Annotated in this window: 17 protein-coding genes and 1 other RNA gene; 13 read left to right on the top strand and 5 right to left on the bottom strand. The window is 55.8% G+C overall.

All coding sequences use genetic code 11. The annotated features are described in order from the left end of the window. Nucleotides 1–185 precede the first annotated feature (185 nt). On the top strand, nt 186–668 hold the full coding sequence (locus A7P99_RS00825; RefSeq protein ID WP_067527581.1) for a hypothetical protein: 483 nt from the start codon (nt 186–188) through the stop codon (nt 666–668). 316 nt (nt 669–984) lie between these two features. Then, entirely contained in the window at nt 985–1,455 is a 471-nt protein-coding gene (locus A7P99_RS00820) for a Dps family protein (protein WP_067439514.1), read from the top strand. Between the two features lie 342 nt (nt 1,456–1,797). On the opposite strand, the gene pyrH is transcribed toward A7P99_RS00820, so the two are convergent. The 3 genes from pyrH to A7P99_RS00805 form a co-directional block, all read right to left on the bottom strand. Next, a complete protein-coding gene (gene pyrH / locus A7P99_RS00815; RefSeq protein ID WP_067439517.1) occupies nt 1,798–2,511 on the bottom strand; it encodes a UMP kinase in 714 nt (237 codons plus the stop codon). A gap of 156 nt (nt 2,512–2,667) precedes the next feature. Then, a complete protein-coding gene (locus A7P99_RS00810; RefSeq protein ID WP_255361283.1) occupies nt 2,668–3,168 on the bottom strand; it encodes an SMI1/KNR4 family protein in 501 nt (166 codons plus the stop codon). 152 nt (nt 3,169–3,320) lie between these two features. Next, nucleotides 3,321–4,292: a YheT family hydrolase gene (locus tag A7P99_RS00805; protein ID WP_067446492.1), complete on the bottom strand. Its 972-nt coding sequence runs from the start codon at nt 4,290–4,292 to the stop codon at nt 3,321–3,323. 266 nt (nt 4,293–4,558) lie between these two features. Between A7P99_RS00805 and A7P99_RS00800 the strand changes: the two genes are divergently transcribed. Then, the gene (locus A7P99_RS00800; RefSeq protein WP_067439523.1) at nt 4,559–4,843 is read left to right on the top strand and encodes a hypothetical protein; all 285 of its coding nucleotides are present in this window, start codon (nt 4,559–4,561) and stop codon (nt 4,841–4,843) included. Between the two features lie 120 nt (nt 4,844–4,963). Here the strand turns inward: A7P99_RS00800 and murA are convergent, their stop codons facing one another. Continuing rightward, entirely contained in the window at nt 4,964–6,217 is a 1,254-nt protein-coding gene (murA, locus tag A7P99_RS00795) for a UDP-N-acetylglucosamine 1-carboxyvinyltransferase (RefSeq protein ID WP_067527579.1), read from the bottom strand. A 315-nt stretch (nt 6,218–6,532) separates the two neighbouring features. Between murA and pheA the strand changes: the two genes are divergently transcribed. From pheA to rnpB, 8 genes are all read left to right on the top strand, one after another. After that, nucleotides 6,533–7,612 carry a prephenate dehydratase gene (pheA, locus tag A7P99_RS00790; protein WP_067686466.1) on the top strand — a complete coding sequence of 360 codons (1,080 nt, stop codon included), beginning with the start codon at nt 6,533–6,535 and terminating at the stop codon, nt 7,610–7,612. Nucleotides 7,613–7,801: 189 nt separating this feature from the next. Next, the gene (locus A7P99_RS00785) at nt 7,802–8,242 is read left to right on the top strand and encodes a hypothetical protein (protein ID WP_067446486.1); all 441 of its coding nucleotides are present in this window, start codon (nt 7,802–7,804) and stop codon (nt 8,240–8,242) included. A gap of 53 nt (nt 8,243–8,295) precedes the next feature. Next, nucleotides 8,296–8,700, top strand: coding sequence for a DUF6636 domain-containing protein (locus A7P99_RS00780; RefSeq protein ID WP_082880633.1), 405 nt, complete (start codon nt 8,296–8,298; stop codon nt 8,698–8,700). A 329-nt stretch (nt 8,701–9,029) separates the two neighbouring features. Further along, the gene (gene thiE / locus A7P99_RS00775) at nt 9,030–9,650 is read left to right on the top strand and encodes a thiamine phosphate synthase (protein WP_067686215.1); all 621 of its coding nucleotides are present in this window, start codon (nt 9,030–9,032) and stop codon (nt 9,648–9,650) included. Nucleotides 9,651–9,773: 123 nt separating this feature from the next. Then, nucleotides 9,774–10,520: a 23S rRNA (guanosine(2251)-2'-O)-methyltransferase RlmB gene (gene rlmB, locus A7P99_RS00770; RefSeq protein WP_067446480.1), complete on the top strand. Its 747-nt coding sequence runs from the start codon at nt 9,774–9,776 to the stop codon at nt 10,518–10,520. Between the two features lie 178 nt (nt 10,521–10,698). Further along, nucleotides 10,699–11,634 carry a cation diffusion facilitator family transporter gene (locus tag A7P99_RS00765; protein ID WP_067446477.1) on the top strand — a complete coding sequence of 312 codons (936 nt, stop codon included), beginning with the start codon at nt 10,699–10,701 and terminating at the stop codon, nt 11,632–11,634. Nucleotides 11,635–12,005: 371 nt separating this feature from the next. Next, the gene (locus A7P99_RS00760) at nt 12,006–12,911 is read left to right on the top strand and encodes a patatin-like phospholipase family protein (protein WP_067446474.1); all 906 of its coding nucleotides are present in this window, start codon (nt 12,006–12,008) and stop codon (nt 12,909–12,911) included. Nucleotides 12,912–13,078: 167 nt separating this feature from the next. Continuing rightward, an RNA gene (gene rnpB / locus A7P99_RS00755) (RNase P RNA component class A) lies at nt 13,079–13,433 on the top strand. A gap of 168 nt (nt 13,434–13,601) precedes the next feature. Here the strand turns inward: rnpB and A7P99_RS00750 are convergent. After that, the gene (locus tag A7P99_RS00750; RefSeq protein WP_067439543.1) at nt 13,602–13,808 is read right to left on the bottom strand and encodes a glycine zipper 2TM domain-containing protein; all 207 of its coding nucleotides are present in this window, start codon (nt 13,806–13,808) and stop codon (nt 13,602–13,604) included. A gap of 162 nt (nt 13,809–13,970) precedes the next feature. Here A7P99_RS00750 and A7P99_RS00745 point away from each other — a divergent pair, with 162 nt between their 5' ends. Next, nucleotides 13,971–14,204 carry a hypothetical protein gene (locus tag A7P99_RS00745; RefSeq protein WP_067439548.1) on the top strand — a complete coding sequence of 78 codons (234 nt, stop codon included), beginning with the start codon at nt 13,971–13,973 and terminating at the stop codon, nt 14,202–14,204. 242 nt (nt 14,205–14,446) lie between these two features. Continuing rightward, complete coding sequence (rimP, locus tag A7P99_RS00740; RefSeq protein WP_067446471.1) at nt 14,447–14,872, top strand: ribosome maturation factor RimP; 426 nt, start codon at nt 14,447–14,449, stop codon at nt 14,870–14,872. Nucleotides 14,873–14,875: the final 3 nt, after the last annotated feature.

Raw genomic sequence — 14,875 nt, 5'->3', positions numbered from 1 at the left:
TCCGGCTTAACGCCTCGCCGCACAAACGGACAAATCCCGCCCACAACACCACCAAACCGCTATACAAAACTGCACAAACCGCTTTCCTATCAAGCCAGCATTTGCTAAATTCCACAGCAGCAAATTATGCCATATTCCCAGCCTCGCTATATAAAAGGCTACCTGAACCCACGAGAATAACCCCCATGCGCCGCCTCATCTTGCTCTCCGCCCTCCTCCTCACCGCCTGCCCTCTGCCCTATTGCCCCGTGCGCCCCATCCCGCCCAACACCCCCAAACTCCACACCAAAGCCCCGAGCAGCACTGCTTTTGCCCGCGAAAAACAATCCGAACCCAAGCTCCCCGATGGCGACACCATGCGCATCGGTAGCGAATGCATCACCGTCCACAACCAAACCCTCACCCTTCGCCCCTGCCGCAACATGCCCAATCAATATTTCGAACGCATCATCCGCAACGGCACCATCCGCCAAAACGGCCAATGCCTCACCCAAACCGGCAGCAACATCACCCTCGAATCCTGCACCGGCAACCGCAATCAAGAATGGTATAGCGATGGCAAGCGCCTGTGCAGCCGCAGCGCCAATGCCCAATGCTGGAGCGTCGGCCAACACGGCGTACGCCTGCAACCCCGCAACGACTCGCCCGAACAGGAAGTGCTGCGCTAAAGCAGCAGCGGATGCCCGCACTCATCTTTAATAGTGCAGGATCATTCATTTTTCAGATAACCATTTCTTCCCCCGCCAATAGGCTACCTGAAATTCCCCCCTTCCTGCCTGCCATTCTTTAGCAAACCAATCTTTCAAATGTATCAAAACTTAGCGAAGGCTACCTGAACCCTTTCAGATAGCCTTCTTTCTAGTATTGAAATAAAAAATTAATCAAAGAGTAATTTTTAATTGGAAAAATAAAATATACAGCACTACAATGGCTGCCAATCAAACAGTAATTCTTTTCCCCAACTCTGTTTAATAAGGAGCCATCATGAGCATCAACATCGGTATCAACGAAACCCAACGCCAAACCATCGCCCAAGGCCTGTCTAAGGTGCTGGCCGACACCTATACTCTCTATCTGAAAACCCACAACTACCACTGGAACGTGGAAGGCCCGATGTTCCACAGCCTGCACACCATGTTTGAAGAGCAATACAACGAGCTGGCGCTGGCCGTGGACGAAATTGCCGAACGCATCCGCGCACTGGGCTTCAAGGCGCCAGGTTCCTACAGCGAATTTGCCAAACTCACTTCCATTCCAGACGGCCAAAGCAGTAACGATGCCCCTGCCATGATCCGCGAACTGGTGGAAGGCCAGGAAACCGTGATCCGCACCTGCCGCGAGCTGTTTCCCGCTGTGGACCAAGCCAACGACGAGCCCACTGCCGATCTGCTCACCACCCGCATGCAAACCCACGAAAAAACCGCCTGGATGCTGCGCGTGTTGCTGCAAAAATAAGCAGGCTTGCCCAACACACCAACGCCCGTTGTTGCAACGGGCATTTTTTCTGCGGCACAAAAGACTAGCCGAAACAAGATTGCCAAAGGAAGCTGAGCTTCTGTGGAGGCCAAATTTGGGTTGGGCGGATTTTAAGCAAGCCAAATTGACTTTCGCTACAGCGTTGGTTTGCCTTGCCGTACTTCCGTACTGCTTACGGCTCACCGCCTTGTATCGAAAGTCAATTTGGCTTGCTATATATTAGTGCTTTTCAGGTAACCTCACCTCTATAGCAGGCTACCTGAAACCCAAAACATCAGGCCGCCTCCTAATGGGAAGCGGCCTATAATCTTGCCAATTCAATCAAATATGCACCAAAGTGCCTTCGTCTTCGCCCAGCACCACCCGTTTGAGCGCGCCTTCTTTGGCGATGCCGAACACCACGATATTCAGTTTGCGCTCGCGGCACAGCGCCAAGGCAGTAGCATCCATCACTTTCAGGTTTTTCACGATGGCTTCGTCAAACGTGATGTCTTGATAGCGCGTGGCCGAAGCGTCTTTTTTCGGGTCGGCGGTATACACGCCGTCCACATTGGTGGCCTTGAGCATGATGTCGCAGTTCATTTCTGCACCACGCAGCGCGGCGGCGGTGTCGGTGGTGAAGAAGGGGTTGCCCGTGCCAGCGGCAAAAATCATCACTTTACCTTCTTCCAAATATTGGATGGCTTTGGGGCGGGCATAGGTTTCGACAATCTGCTGCATGGAAAGCGCCGATTGTACGCGCGCAGACTGGCCAAGGCTTTCAAACGCATCTTTCAAAGCCAACGCGTTCATCACGGTAGCAAGCATGCCCATGTAATCGGCAGTGGCACGGTCCATATCGCTGGCTTGTGCGGCCACACCGCGAAACAGGTTGCCGCCGCCCACCACCACACCCACTTCCACGCCCATTTTGGCGATTTCCACAATCTGCCCGACAATGCCCATAATCGTGGCACGATTGATGCCAAAGGCATCGTTACCCATCAATGCCTCGCCGGAAAGTTTCAATAAAACACGCTTGTAGCGGATAGTCATGGCAGCCTCTCTTCATGGTTGGAAAATTCAAACGGCAGGCATTATACGCGCTTTCGACTGCGTCGGCTGGCTGATTGTAGCAGTTTATTAAATCAAGACTACCTGAGAATATCGGTTTTCAGGTAGCCTCTTTACCACGGTATCTATTAACTCTGCTTAAAAATCGTCTTCATGAATAAAATCGTATCTATCTTCAATTAAGGCAAGCAGATATTCATCGAAACTGTCGGCAATCACTTCCAGCTCGTCGGGATCGTGCAGGTAGCGGACGATTTGCCCAGCCTTGCCGGATGCCGATGGGGTGAGATCGATAAACAGCTGCGAGGTGCCACCGTTGTTCATGCAGTCGGAGAAGTGTAGCCAGCAGGCATTGGCTACATCGCGGGTGATACGATCATCCACGGCCACGTCTTCAGCAGGGTAGACTCGGTTGATGTAGTCGGACAAATATTGTGGATTTTTGCTTTCCAGCATCTGCCGAGCGGAGAGCAGATAGTAGGGATATTCCATAATATCAGAGCCGAGCAGGAACAAGCTGACTGTTTCGCCTTGGTATTCGCGCCAGTAGGTGCCGTCGGCGAAAGAGAGCAGCTCAAGCAGGGAGGCAGGCGTTTGCGGATAGGTGGCTTGCAAAGCATGGACATCTTCAGGGGCGATACCGTGCTTGATGTCGACAAAGTGTGTCTACTCGTCTGTATCGCCGCATTTAACGTAGGCTTGCTGCAAACCGGCGAGATAGTTTTGGGTAATGGTCATGATGTTTCCTTTCAACTCTGGTTAGAGGCTACCTGAAAAATCTTCCTACCTTTTCAGGTAGCCTTTACTGCCACGCCGTCGAAATAACGCAACACGGTATCCGGCAGCCAATCTAAATCAGCCGTGCCGGGAAAGCCGGCGTGGCCGCCGTATTCAGGCTGCAACAGGGTAACGGCTGGCGACACATCGCCCGCCTGCGGCAGTGATTCGGCGGGAATGAAGGGGTCGTTCAGCGCATTTAAAATCAGGGTAGGTACGGCGATTTGGCGCAACAGGGGTTTGGCGCTGGATCGGCGGTAGTAGTCGGTGGCATCGGCAAAGCCGTGTAAGGGGGCGGTGAAGCTGTTGTCGAAATCGGTGAGGCTGGCGGCGGCTTGCACGGCAGCGGCATCAATATGCGGAAAACGGGCGGCGCAAGCAGCGGCTTTAGGCAACAGCGAACGCAGGAAATAAGGTGCATACAACATTTTGCTCAAGCCCTGCTCCAGCCGATGCGAGGCGGCGGTTAAATCTAACGGCGCGCTCACCACGGCTGCAGCCTGCGGAATGGCACGGTTGCCCTGTTCGGCCAAGTATTTGGCCAATGCGTTGCCGCCCAAGGAAATGCCGACGGCGCAGATGCGCGGGTAGCGCGAGTGCATTAATTGCAACATGTGCGCGACTTCGGCGCTGTCGCCGGAGTGATAAAACACAGACGCGCGGTTTTCCACTTCGCCGCAGCTGCGGAAATGCGCCACCACACCGTGCCAGCCGTGCCGTTGCGCGGCAAACATCAGGGCGCGGGCATAATGGCTGGCGCTGCTGCCTTCCAGCCCGTGAAACAGCATCAATAGCGGGGCATCGGGGCGTTTGCCATCCACAAAATCGTAGGCCACTTCGGTAGCGCCCAGGCTGTCGGGCAAAAGCTCACGCCGATAGGCCGGGCTACCAATGCGCACCAGTTTCGGCCAAATGCTCTGCAAATGCCCGCCGCGCAGCCAAAACGGCGGCCGGTAGGCAGGCAGGGGGGAATTGTTTCGGTTCATGTGTGGCAATCCATTGAAAATATTTAATCGGCAGTACGCGCTTGGCTATCGACCGCTTCACATCAGGTAACAAATTAGCCCACTAATAGGCTAATTTATAAAGAAATTTATTTAAAGCCATTAGATTGCTTGCCCACAAAATGCGACACTTACCGACACTGCCGTAGGTAAAAAGCAGCATAATCATTGTCAACCCTTACTCCGATATAGTAGAGTGTTTCCACAGCTACCGGCAACGGTAGCCATTTTTCACAGGAGAACTAACTATGCAACGCAAATTAACTATTCTGATGCTGGCCTTGTTACCGATTGCGTCCGCATGGGCCGACGGTGTAAAAATCGGCAACGACTCTTCCGGCCTGCCGTCTGAATTGGTGCAAAACTTGGCGCAAACATCCAAATCCATGGGCGTGAAAGAGCCGATGAATATCAGCACCCGCAACGAAGGCGGTGCACGCTATGCCGTGGTATCCGGCACTTCCGGCACTACTTGCCGCATCAAACTGTCCAACGGCAACCCGCCCACCATCTTGGGCTTGTCCTGCCGATAATCCAAACCGGCAAATATTTAAAGAACAGCCCGAATATCGGGCTGTTTTTGCTTCCTGATACTTGAGGCTACCTAAAACCCCTACGGTTGGTTTTTCAGGTAGCCTTTACTGTCGAATTGACTACTGTTTCAAACGTTCGATTTTCGCGCCCACTTTGCTCAGCTTCTCTTCAATATGCTCGTAGCCGCGATCCAAGTGATAGATGCGCTCCACGATGGTGTCGCCATCGGCCACCAGGCCGGCAATCACCAGGCTGGCCGAAGCGCGCAAGTCAGTGGCCATCACGGTGGCACCAGAAAGTTGCTCCACACCTTTTACCAGCGCGGTGTTGCCCTCGGCGCTGATATGCGCACCCATACGGTTGAGCTCGGGCACATGCATAAAGCGGTTTTCAAAAATGGTTTCCACCATCCGGCTGCTGCCCTCAGCCACCGCGTTCATCGCCATAAACTGCGCCTGCATATCGGTGGGAAAACCCGGATGCGGCACGGTGCGCACGTCTACAGCTTTCGGACGCTGCGTCATTTTAATGTCGATCCAATTTTCGCCGGTTTGGATTTCCGCGCCGGCTTCCACCAGCTTGTCCAACACCGCTTCCATGGTTTTGGGCGCGGCATTTTGCAGGCGTACCTGCCCGCCGGTCATGGCCACGGCGCAGAGGAAAGTGCCGGCTTCGATGCGGTCGGGCACCACGCTGTGGGTACAGCCATGCAGCTTCTCCACACCTTCAATCGTCATAGAAGGCGTACCGATACCGCTGATTTTCGCACCCATTTTCACCAGGCATTCGGCCAAGTCCACCACTTCCGGCTCCACTGCGCAGTTTTCTAGCACGGTGGTGCCTTCGGCCAGCGTGGCTGCCATCAGCAGGTTTTCCGTGCCGCCCACGGTCACCATGTCCATCACCACACGCGCACCTTTGAGCTTGCCGCGCGCCTTCACATAACCGTGCTCGATCACGATTTCCGCGCCCATGGTTTCCAGCCCTTTCAAGTGCTGGTCCACCGGCCGCGAGCCGATGGCGCAGCCGCCGGGCAGGCTCACTTCCGCCGCGCCGAAACGCGCCAGCGTGGGGCCGAGCACCAAAATGGAAGCGCGCATGGTTTTCACCAACTCATACGGCGCGCAAGTGTTGTTTACCGTGCCGCCGTCGATTTTGAATTCGCTCACACCGTCGCTTTCCACCTCTGCGCCCATGCCTTGCAAGAGTTTGTGCGTGGTTTTCACGTCGGCCAGCATCGGCACGTTGGTCAAATGCAAAATATCTTCAGTTAAAAGCCCAGCACACATCAGCGGCAGGGCAGCATTTTTCGCACCAGAAATCACGATTTCGCCGTGCAACGGGCCATTGCCGGTAATTTTCAGTTTGTCCATGTTTCAGTTGAATTTCTTTAATCTTTAGGTTGAAGCAGCAGCCCTTGGCAACAAAGGCTACCTGAAAACGCAGGATTATAAACGTTTTGCCTTAGCCGTAGGCAGCCTTTGCCCAACTTTTCCCGCAACGCTTTTCAGGTAGCCTCCCGCCCCACCCGAGGCTACCTGAAAACATTCAATCAACACCAACGCCCCATTTTTCTACGCTATAGTAAGCTCATTTAACTTCCGCTACAGCCTTGACTCAACTTGTATCAAAAGGACGCCAATTTGCTATACAATCAGCCCATCCCCATCCCGAACAAAGGCCGTGCCATGCCCGACCAATCCCTCGCCCCCCACCGCCAGGCCATCGATGCCATCGACGCAGAAATCCTCACTCTGCTTAACCAGCGCGCCGCCCACGCCCGTGCCATCGGCGAGCTCAAAGGCACCGGCATCGTTTATCGCCCCGAGCGTGAATCCCAAGTGTTGCAGCGCATTCGAAGCCTGAACCAAACCGCCGCCGGCCTCCTGCCCGACGAAGCCGTCGCCCGCCTGTTCCGCGAAATCATGAGCGAATGCCTCGCCGTAGAACGCCCGCTCACCATCGCCTACCTCGGTCCCGAAGCCACCTTCACCCAACAAGCCGCCGTGAAGCACTTCGGCCACGCCGCCCGCACCCAGCCCTGCCCCTCCATCGACGAATGCTTCCGACTGGTGGAAGCCCGCCAGGCCGACTACGTTGTCGCCCCCGTGGAAAACTCCACCGAAGGCCCGGTCGGCCGCACCCTCGACCTTATGGTTTCCACCCCCCTGCGTGCCTGCGGCGAAGTGCTCCTGCGCATCCAGCATCATTTATTGCAGCAGCACGGCGCTAACGGGCAGCCGGAAAAAGTGTATGCCCACGCCCAAGCGCTGGCCCAATGCCACGAGTGGCTCAACCGCCACCTGCCCCATGCCACCCGCATTTCCGTGGCCAGCAACGCCGAAGCCGCCCGCCTCGCCGCTGCCGAGCCGCAAGCCGCCGCCATTGCCGCCCAGGCCGCCGCCGAGCATTACAATCTGGCCAAACTCGCCGCCAACATCGAAGACGAGCCTAACAATACTACCCGTTTCCTCATCTTCGGCCACAACAGCACCCAGCCCTCCGGCCGCGACAAAACCTCCCTCATCGTCTCCGCCCCCAACCGCCCCGGCACCGTGCACCGCCTGCTCCAACCCTTCTCCGAGCACGGCATCTCCATGACCAAGCTCGAAAGCCGCCCCAGCCGCGCCGGTCTGTGGGACTACATCTTCTTTATCGACATCGAAGGCCACGCCGACAGTCCCCAAATCCAGCCCGCCCTCGAAACCCTTGCCGAATGCGCCGCCTTCGTAAAAATCATCGGCGCCTATCCGCAAGCCGTGCTGTGAAACCCTGAAATATTTTTCAGGTAGCCTCTTTAGAATGCAGCAAAAGACTATCTGAAACAAGCTTTTCGAAGGAAGTCGAGTTTCTGAGAAATTATTTAAAGAAGCTAAAACTAGTTTTTACAAAGCTAAAAAAACATCCAACTTTGAGATACAATTCTCCTTTCCCAACCACTCTAATAGAGTAACACCATGCGTACCTTACCCATAGCAGCCGCAGCCATCCTACTCGCTGCCGCCGGCACCCATGCCAGAGTGGCATTCTTCCACAGTGTAGATGGCCAAATCACCTGCCGATACGGTGGCTACGTCCCCCAACTCACCTGCGAAATTCCCCCGCCTACCAAACCCATTCCTGTAGAATGCGAACCTCAAGACTGCCCCTTCGGAACTTGGAACGGCCAATGGAGCGGCAATATCTCCCTATTTGCAAAAGGCTCCGCCCACCTCAACTGCAACCACCACAACTACGCCAAATTCCAAGCAGGCAGCTATGCCCTCCCCGACAACCAGCCCTTCAAACTCTTTAACCAACCCGGCTGGCAATGCACTGCCCAATCCGGCAGTCTAAGTTGCACCAATACCGAAGGCCACGGCTTCCAAATCAGTCCAGACAGCCTGTACCGCTTCTAACTATCTGTTTACCAATCACTTTTCCAACCACTCTCTATATAAGGAGTAACATCATGCGTACCCTCCCCCTTACCGCCGCAGCCATCCTGCTCGCCGCTGGCACCGCCCATGCCGACATCAAACTTTTCCGCAGCCCCAGCGGCAACATCAACTGCATGTACGACCATTCCCCCGGCGTAGTGGAATGCCAGATTCCCCAGCCCGACCGTCCCATCCGGCCCAAACCGCGCGATTGCGAGCTCGATTGGGGCGGCAATTTCTCCATCTCCCGCACCGGCCGCACCCAAATGGGCTGCGTTGGCGATAGCCTCGCTAGCCCCGACAGCCGCGTGCTGCCCTACGGCCAAACCCTGCGCGGTGACGGCTGGCAGTGCACCAGCCGCACCAGTGGCATGACCTGCACCAACAGCCAAAACCACGGCTTTGAAATCAGCCGCCGCCGCCAACGCCTGTTCTAAGCTCTCTAATGCACACAAAAGGCTACCTGAAAGTTCCAGGTAGCCTTTTATTATATTGAGGCACAACTATTTTCATACAAGACAACAAACCATGAACATACAGCCTCACGCAAAACGTGCCGACGTCGTAGCATGCCTATTTCGACACGACTATATGCTCAGGCAACCGCCATCTCTGCCCTAAAGACTACCTGAAAGCTCCAATTTATTTTCAGGTAGCCTTATATATTTCATGCCGTCGGGGCTAGTCCTGACAGTATCTTTCCCATCCTGGCCATTGGCAGCTGCGCTATAATAGCCACCCCGCAACCACCCGCAGGCCGCCCGCTATGCAACCATTTCCCTCCATCATCCGCCCCCTCAAATTCTACGCTGTAGTGCCCGATGCCGATTGGGTGGCGCGTATGGCCGATGCCGGCGCGGACACCGTGCAGCTGCGCAGCAAAACCCTCACCGGCGAAGCCCTGCGCCAGGAAATCCGCCGTGCCATCGCCGCCACCCGTGGCTCGCATAGCCAACTTTTCATCAACGACCACTGGCAGCTCGCCCTCGAAGAAGGCGCCTACGGCGTACACCTCGGCCAAGAAGACATGGACAGCGCCGACTTTGCCGCCCTTGCCCGCGCCGGCATCCGCTTGGGGCTGAGCACCCACGACGAAGCCGAAATGGCATGTGCCTTGGCCGTGCAGCCCAGCTACGTGGCCTGCGGCGCCGTATTCGCCACCAACACCAAAGCCATGCCCACCGAACCGCAGGGGCTGGACAAACTGCGCCGCTACGTGCAACAAGCCGGCAATACCCCCACCGTGGCCATCGGCGGCATCACGCTGGAAAACGCGCCCGCCGTGCTCGCCACCGGCGTGTCCTCGCTGGCCGTGGTCAGCGCCGTCACCCACGCTTCTGACCCCGCCGCTGCCGTGCGCGCCTTCCAAAAATTGTGGCCGGAATAAGGCCGCGCACCACGCGGCCATCCGCAAGCGCAAGCTGCCGCGTAAATTAAACCCCAATATCCAAAAGGCTACCTGAAACCGCATCCGCTTTTTCAGGTAGCCTACATCACGAAAGCAAACCATATGTCCAACCGCCGCCTGATCTACGGCTTCCACGCCGTCAACGCCCGCCTGTGGCAAAACCCCAAAAGCCTCACCGAGCTCTACGCCCTATCCGGCCGCCACGATGCCCGTATGCAGCAGGCCTTGGAAAAAGCCGCGCAGGAAAATATTCCCGTTCACTTCGTGGAAGCCGCCCGCCTCGATAACCTGTGCCGCCACGCCCGACACCAAGGCATCGCCGGCTTTATCGACGCTTCGCACAACCACGTCCACCTCGACGACGTGCTCGACAACCTCACCGAGCCGCCCCTGCTGCTCATCCTCGACGGCATCACCGACCCGCACAATCTCGGCGCCTGCCTGCGCGTAGCCGACGCCATGGGCGTGCACGCCGTAATTGCACCGAAAAACCGCAGCGTCGGCTTGAATGCCACCGTGAGCAAAGTGGCCTGCGGCGCCGCCGAAACCGTGCCCTACATCGCCGTCACCAACCTTGCCCGCACCCTGCGCGAACTCAAAGAGCGCGATATCTGGATAGTGGGCACCGACATGGGCGGCGAAGCCGACCTGTTCCACTACGACATCCCCGCCGCCGTGGCCTGGGTGATGGGCAACGAAGGCGAAGGCATGCGCCGCCTCACCCGCGAACACTGCGACGCGCTGGTTTCCATCCCCATGCTCGGCACGGTGGAAAGCCTCAACGTATCCGTGAGCACCGGCATGGTGCTGGCCGAAACCCGCCGCCAGCGCGTGCTGAAGGCAGACTAGCCCCAGCGGCTGCAAATTTTCAGGTAGCCAGTTAGGCAAGCAAGCCGTGGGATGAACACTCGCTGCCTATACATTTTTATTCCTAAGGCTACCTGAAACCACGCGGGCATTTATGCCCGCTTCTATTGTCTTCTCATTTTCAGGTAGGTAGCCCCACCCTGTCCCCCAAGGAGTGTCCATGTCCTTCCACAGCCACGAACACAACCATTCCCACGTCCACAGCACCAACACCCATATCCTGCGCGTATCGTTAGCCGTGATTGCCGGCTTTATGCTGGTGGAAGCAGCGGCAGGCTGGCTCAGCGGCAGCTTGGCACTCCTCTCAGACGCGGGACATATGTTTTCCGATGCCGCCTCGCTCACCCTGGCGCTTTTTGCCTTCAAATGGGCGGAGAAGGCCGCCAACTCGCAGAAAAGCTACGGCTATCAGCGTGTAGAAATCCTTGCCGCCACGCTCAATGGGCTTACGCTGGTGGTGATGGCGGCGTGGATTGTGGTCGAAGCTGTTATCCGCGCCTTCAAGCCCGTGCCCGTAGCAGGCGGCGCGATGCTGATGGTGGCTGCATTCGGGCTGTTGGTAAACCTGTTTATCGCGTGGTATATGCTGCGCGGCGAGAAAGACAACCTGAACATGCGCGGCGCATTTTTGCATGTGGTGGGCGATTTGCTCGGCTCCGTTGCCGCAGTAGCGGCCGGCCTGTTGATACAGTTTTATGGCTGGGACTGGGCGGACTTGGCCGCCAGCGCGGCGGTGGCGCTGCTGATTGGCAAAAGCGGCTGGGGCGTGCTTTCAGGTAGCCTGCACATCCTGATGGAAGGCACGCCCCAAGGCACGGATTTGGTGAAAATCGCCGAAGACATTCAGAAAATCAACGGCATATTAGGCGTACACGATTTGCATGCCTGGACAATTACCAGCAAAAAACACGCCATGTCCTGCCACATCATCGTGCGCGGCAACCTAACCGTGGCACAAGCCGCCACTTTGGCGCAACAAGTGCAGGCAACGGTGCAAACTCACGGCATCGGGCACATCACCGTGCAGACCGAACCCGCCAATACCGGCGCAGCATGCTGCCAAGCGTGCGAACAGCCTACGCATGAGCATAATTAACAGCCGATATGGTTTTGGCACTTAGTTAGTGTGACTCCTAACAGCCGACAAACCGAAGATAGCTTGAGTGGCAGCAAGAAGAGCCAACACCACATCATTCCTATTTTAACTTCTCGTTTTAGCCTCTCGTTGCAGCTGCGCTTTCAGGTAGGTTTGTTCTTTAGCAATACTCCTTATCGTTCCAACGCCAACATCAGCAACTCGCCGGCAATCATAGCGATCCGCTATAGCGGACTAAATCAACTTTCGATACCAGGCGGCAAACCGCAGACAGTATAAAACTACAATAAAGCAAACCAAGGCCGTAGCGAAAATTGAGTTACTTTGCTATACAATACCGGCTCCCCCGCTTAATAACAGAGGATTCCCCCATGAACAGCCTATTGCACCGCAGCCTCGGCATTTCCCTGCTCACCTTAACCCTCTCCGCCTGCAACCTCATCAGCGGCAACTCGCAGAACCCATCACGCCAGCCGCTCACCGCCACCCGTAAGCCCCAAGTCGTCATCGGCTTGGCCTTGGGCGGCGGCGCATCCAAAGGCTTCGCCCATATCGGCGTGATTAAAGTATTGGAAGAAAACAATATTCCCATAAAAATCGTTACCGGAACCAGCGCCGGCGCCCTGGTGGGCAGCCTCTATGCCTCCGGTATGAACGCCCCCCGCCTGCAGCGCGAAGCCGAAAATCTGCAACGCGCCGATTTGGTGGACTTAACCCTTTCCACTAACGGATTTATCCGTGGCGAAAAACTGCAAAACTACATCAACCGCCAAGTGGGCAATCGCCCCATCCAAAACCTGCCGCGCAAATTCGCCGCCGTGGCCACCGAATTCGACTCCGGCCGCAGCGTGGTATTTCGCAGCGGTAACACCGGCCAGGCCGTGCGCGCCTCCGCCAGCATCCCCAACGTGTTCCAGCCCGCAGTAATCAACGGCAAACGCTATGTGGATGGTGGCCTCACCGCCCCCGTACCCGTATCCGCCGCCCGCCAGATGGGTGCCAACGTGGTGATTGCGGTGGACATTTCCGCCAAACCCGCCCGCCTATCCCAAAGCGGCTTCTTCTCCTACCTCGACCAAAGCCTCAACATTATGAGCACCCCCGCCCTCAACAGCGAGCTGGCCAAGGCCGACGTGGTGATCAAACCACAGGTGCAGCATCTCGGCGCCGTGGGCGGCTTCGATGAAAAAGCCCACGCCATCAAACTCGGCGAAGACGCCGCCCGCGTCGCCCTACCGCAAATCCGCGCCGTATTGCAGCGCTATCAAGTACACTGACAAGTGTGCAGAAGGCTACCTGAAAATTTTAGCTTCACAGACACTTATTGCGCTGCATTTCAACTTCGTTGAAGTTTGACTTTAGCTCCGCATAAACTCAGCTTCCTTCGGAAACTTCGTTTTCAGGTAGCCTTTCCCGCCCAATCCGTTATAATCACGCCCGTACCGCAGCAGGCCAGACAGTCGCCGCGCCTTTGGGTGGGGAGGAAAGTCCGGGCTGCACAGAGCAGGATGCCGGCTAACGGCTGGGCGCCGCGAGGCGACGGAAAGTGGAACAGAAAGCATAACCGCCGATGGCTGCGGCAACGCAGCACAGGTAAGGGTGAAATGGTGCGGTAAGAGCGCACCGTGCGGCTGGTAACAGCCCGTAGCAGGCCAAACCCCATCCGCAGCAAGACCAAACAGAATGCAACGACGCTGCTCGCCGAGCATTCGGGTAGGTTGCTTGAGCCGCTTGGTAACAATCGGCCTAGAGGAATGACTGTCCAACGACAGAACCCGGCTTACCGGCCAGCTGCGGTACACATTATCTCTAACCGTTTCGATCAAACCGATACAGCCTTAGTTTACCCTGCCTCAGCCTAATCGGAATGATTTAATATCGAAATCGTACTAGTCTATAAAATATCAAAACAATTGCAGGCAGAAGTGCTTTCACACTTCCGCCCGCATCATCACAAGGGTTTAAGCTTATTGAATCAAGCTACCGGCCACACCACCCAACGCGGCACCACCCAAGGTTGAGCCGGTATCACCGCCGATCACGTTGCCTGCCACCCCACCCACTGCGGCACCGATGGCGGCGTTGCGCTGTCTGGTGGTCATACCAGTGCAAGCGCTCAGGGAGGCGGCCAGCAGCATAACAGTGAAAATAGAAGTAACGGTAGATTTTCTCATGGTATATACCCTTTCTGTCAGTATCAGAGAGGCACGGCGAATTTAACCGCCCTACCTGCCTGTGAGAGTATCGTACTTTTCTGTGATTGCATCAAAAGGCAGGTAAATGTCTGTTTACTCCGTTGCACACATCATTCACTGATATTTTGTGCCATCATCTTCATGGGCGGGATGCTGTTTGAGTCGCTGGTTTTATCGGTACTGTACACCAAAAAAGTTAACCGCGAGGCGCAGCGCGAAACGGAACGGGTGCCGTCTGCGCAGGCAGTGAAGGTGATGCCGTGGGTGGTCAGGCTGCTGTTTCCTTCCGGCCTGGTGATGATGCACCGCTACCTGCAAATCCTGCACAACCCGATTGTGTTTCTGGCCAAAGAGATGTTTTACATTGCGTGGTAAAGAAGGCTGCCTGAAAGTGCTACTGCAACGAAGTTAAAAAACCAAACAAAACACCCTGCTCCATTATACTTCTTCATTGTTGCACGATTCTTACAACCCGCCCACCATCCTGTGTACCAAGCGAAAACAGAATTGCCAAACTGGCGAATATGGTTTAGAATTACACCGTTTTTCAGTTATTTATACAAGATAAATGAGAAATGGCCCCGAGGCCATTTTTTTGTTTTCCAACTAGGGAATTCATGGATATTCAAGCCGTTTTAGAAAAAACCCTGCCCGGCCTGGGCTACGAACTGGTGGATTTCGAACTCACCGCGCAAGGCAATTTGCGCGTGTTTATCGACAAACCAGAAGGAATCACTGTGGAAGACTGCGCCACCGTCAGCAACCATTTGAGCCGCCTCTTCATAGTGGAAGACGTGGACTACAAACGGCTGGAAATCTCCAGCCCCGGCCTAGACCGACCGCTGAAAAAGGCGGCCGACTTCATCCGTTTTTCAGGTAGCCTCGTCAAGCTAAAAACCCGTTTGCCGATTGAGGGGCAGAAAAACTTCATCGGCCGCATCGAAAACTTTGAAAACGACGTGCTAACTATTGCCTTCGACGGCAAAACTGCTGTCATCGAATTATCCAATATCGACCAGGCACGCCTGAAGCCCGAATTCTAATTT

The organism is Eikenella sp. NML120348, from assembly GCF_001648435.1.
GTDB classification, from domain to species: domain Bacteria; phylum Pseudomonadota; class Gammaproteobacteria; order Burkholderiales; family Neisseriaceae; genus Eikenella; species Eikenella exigua.
Note: the sequence above shows the minus strand (reverse complement) of the source record. Positions and strands in the feature narration are given on the sequence as shown.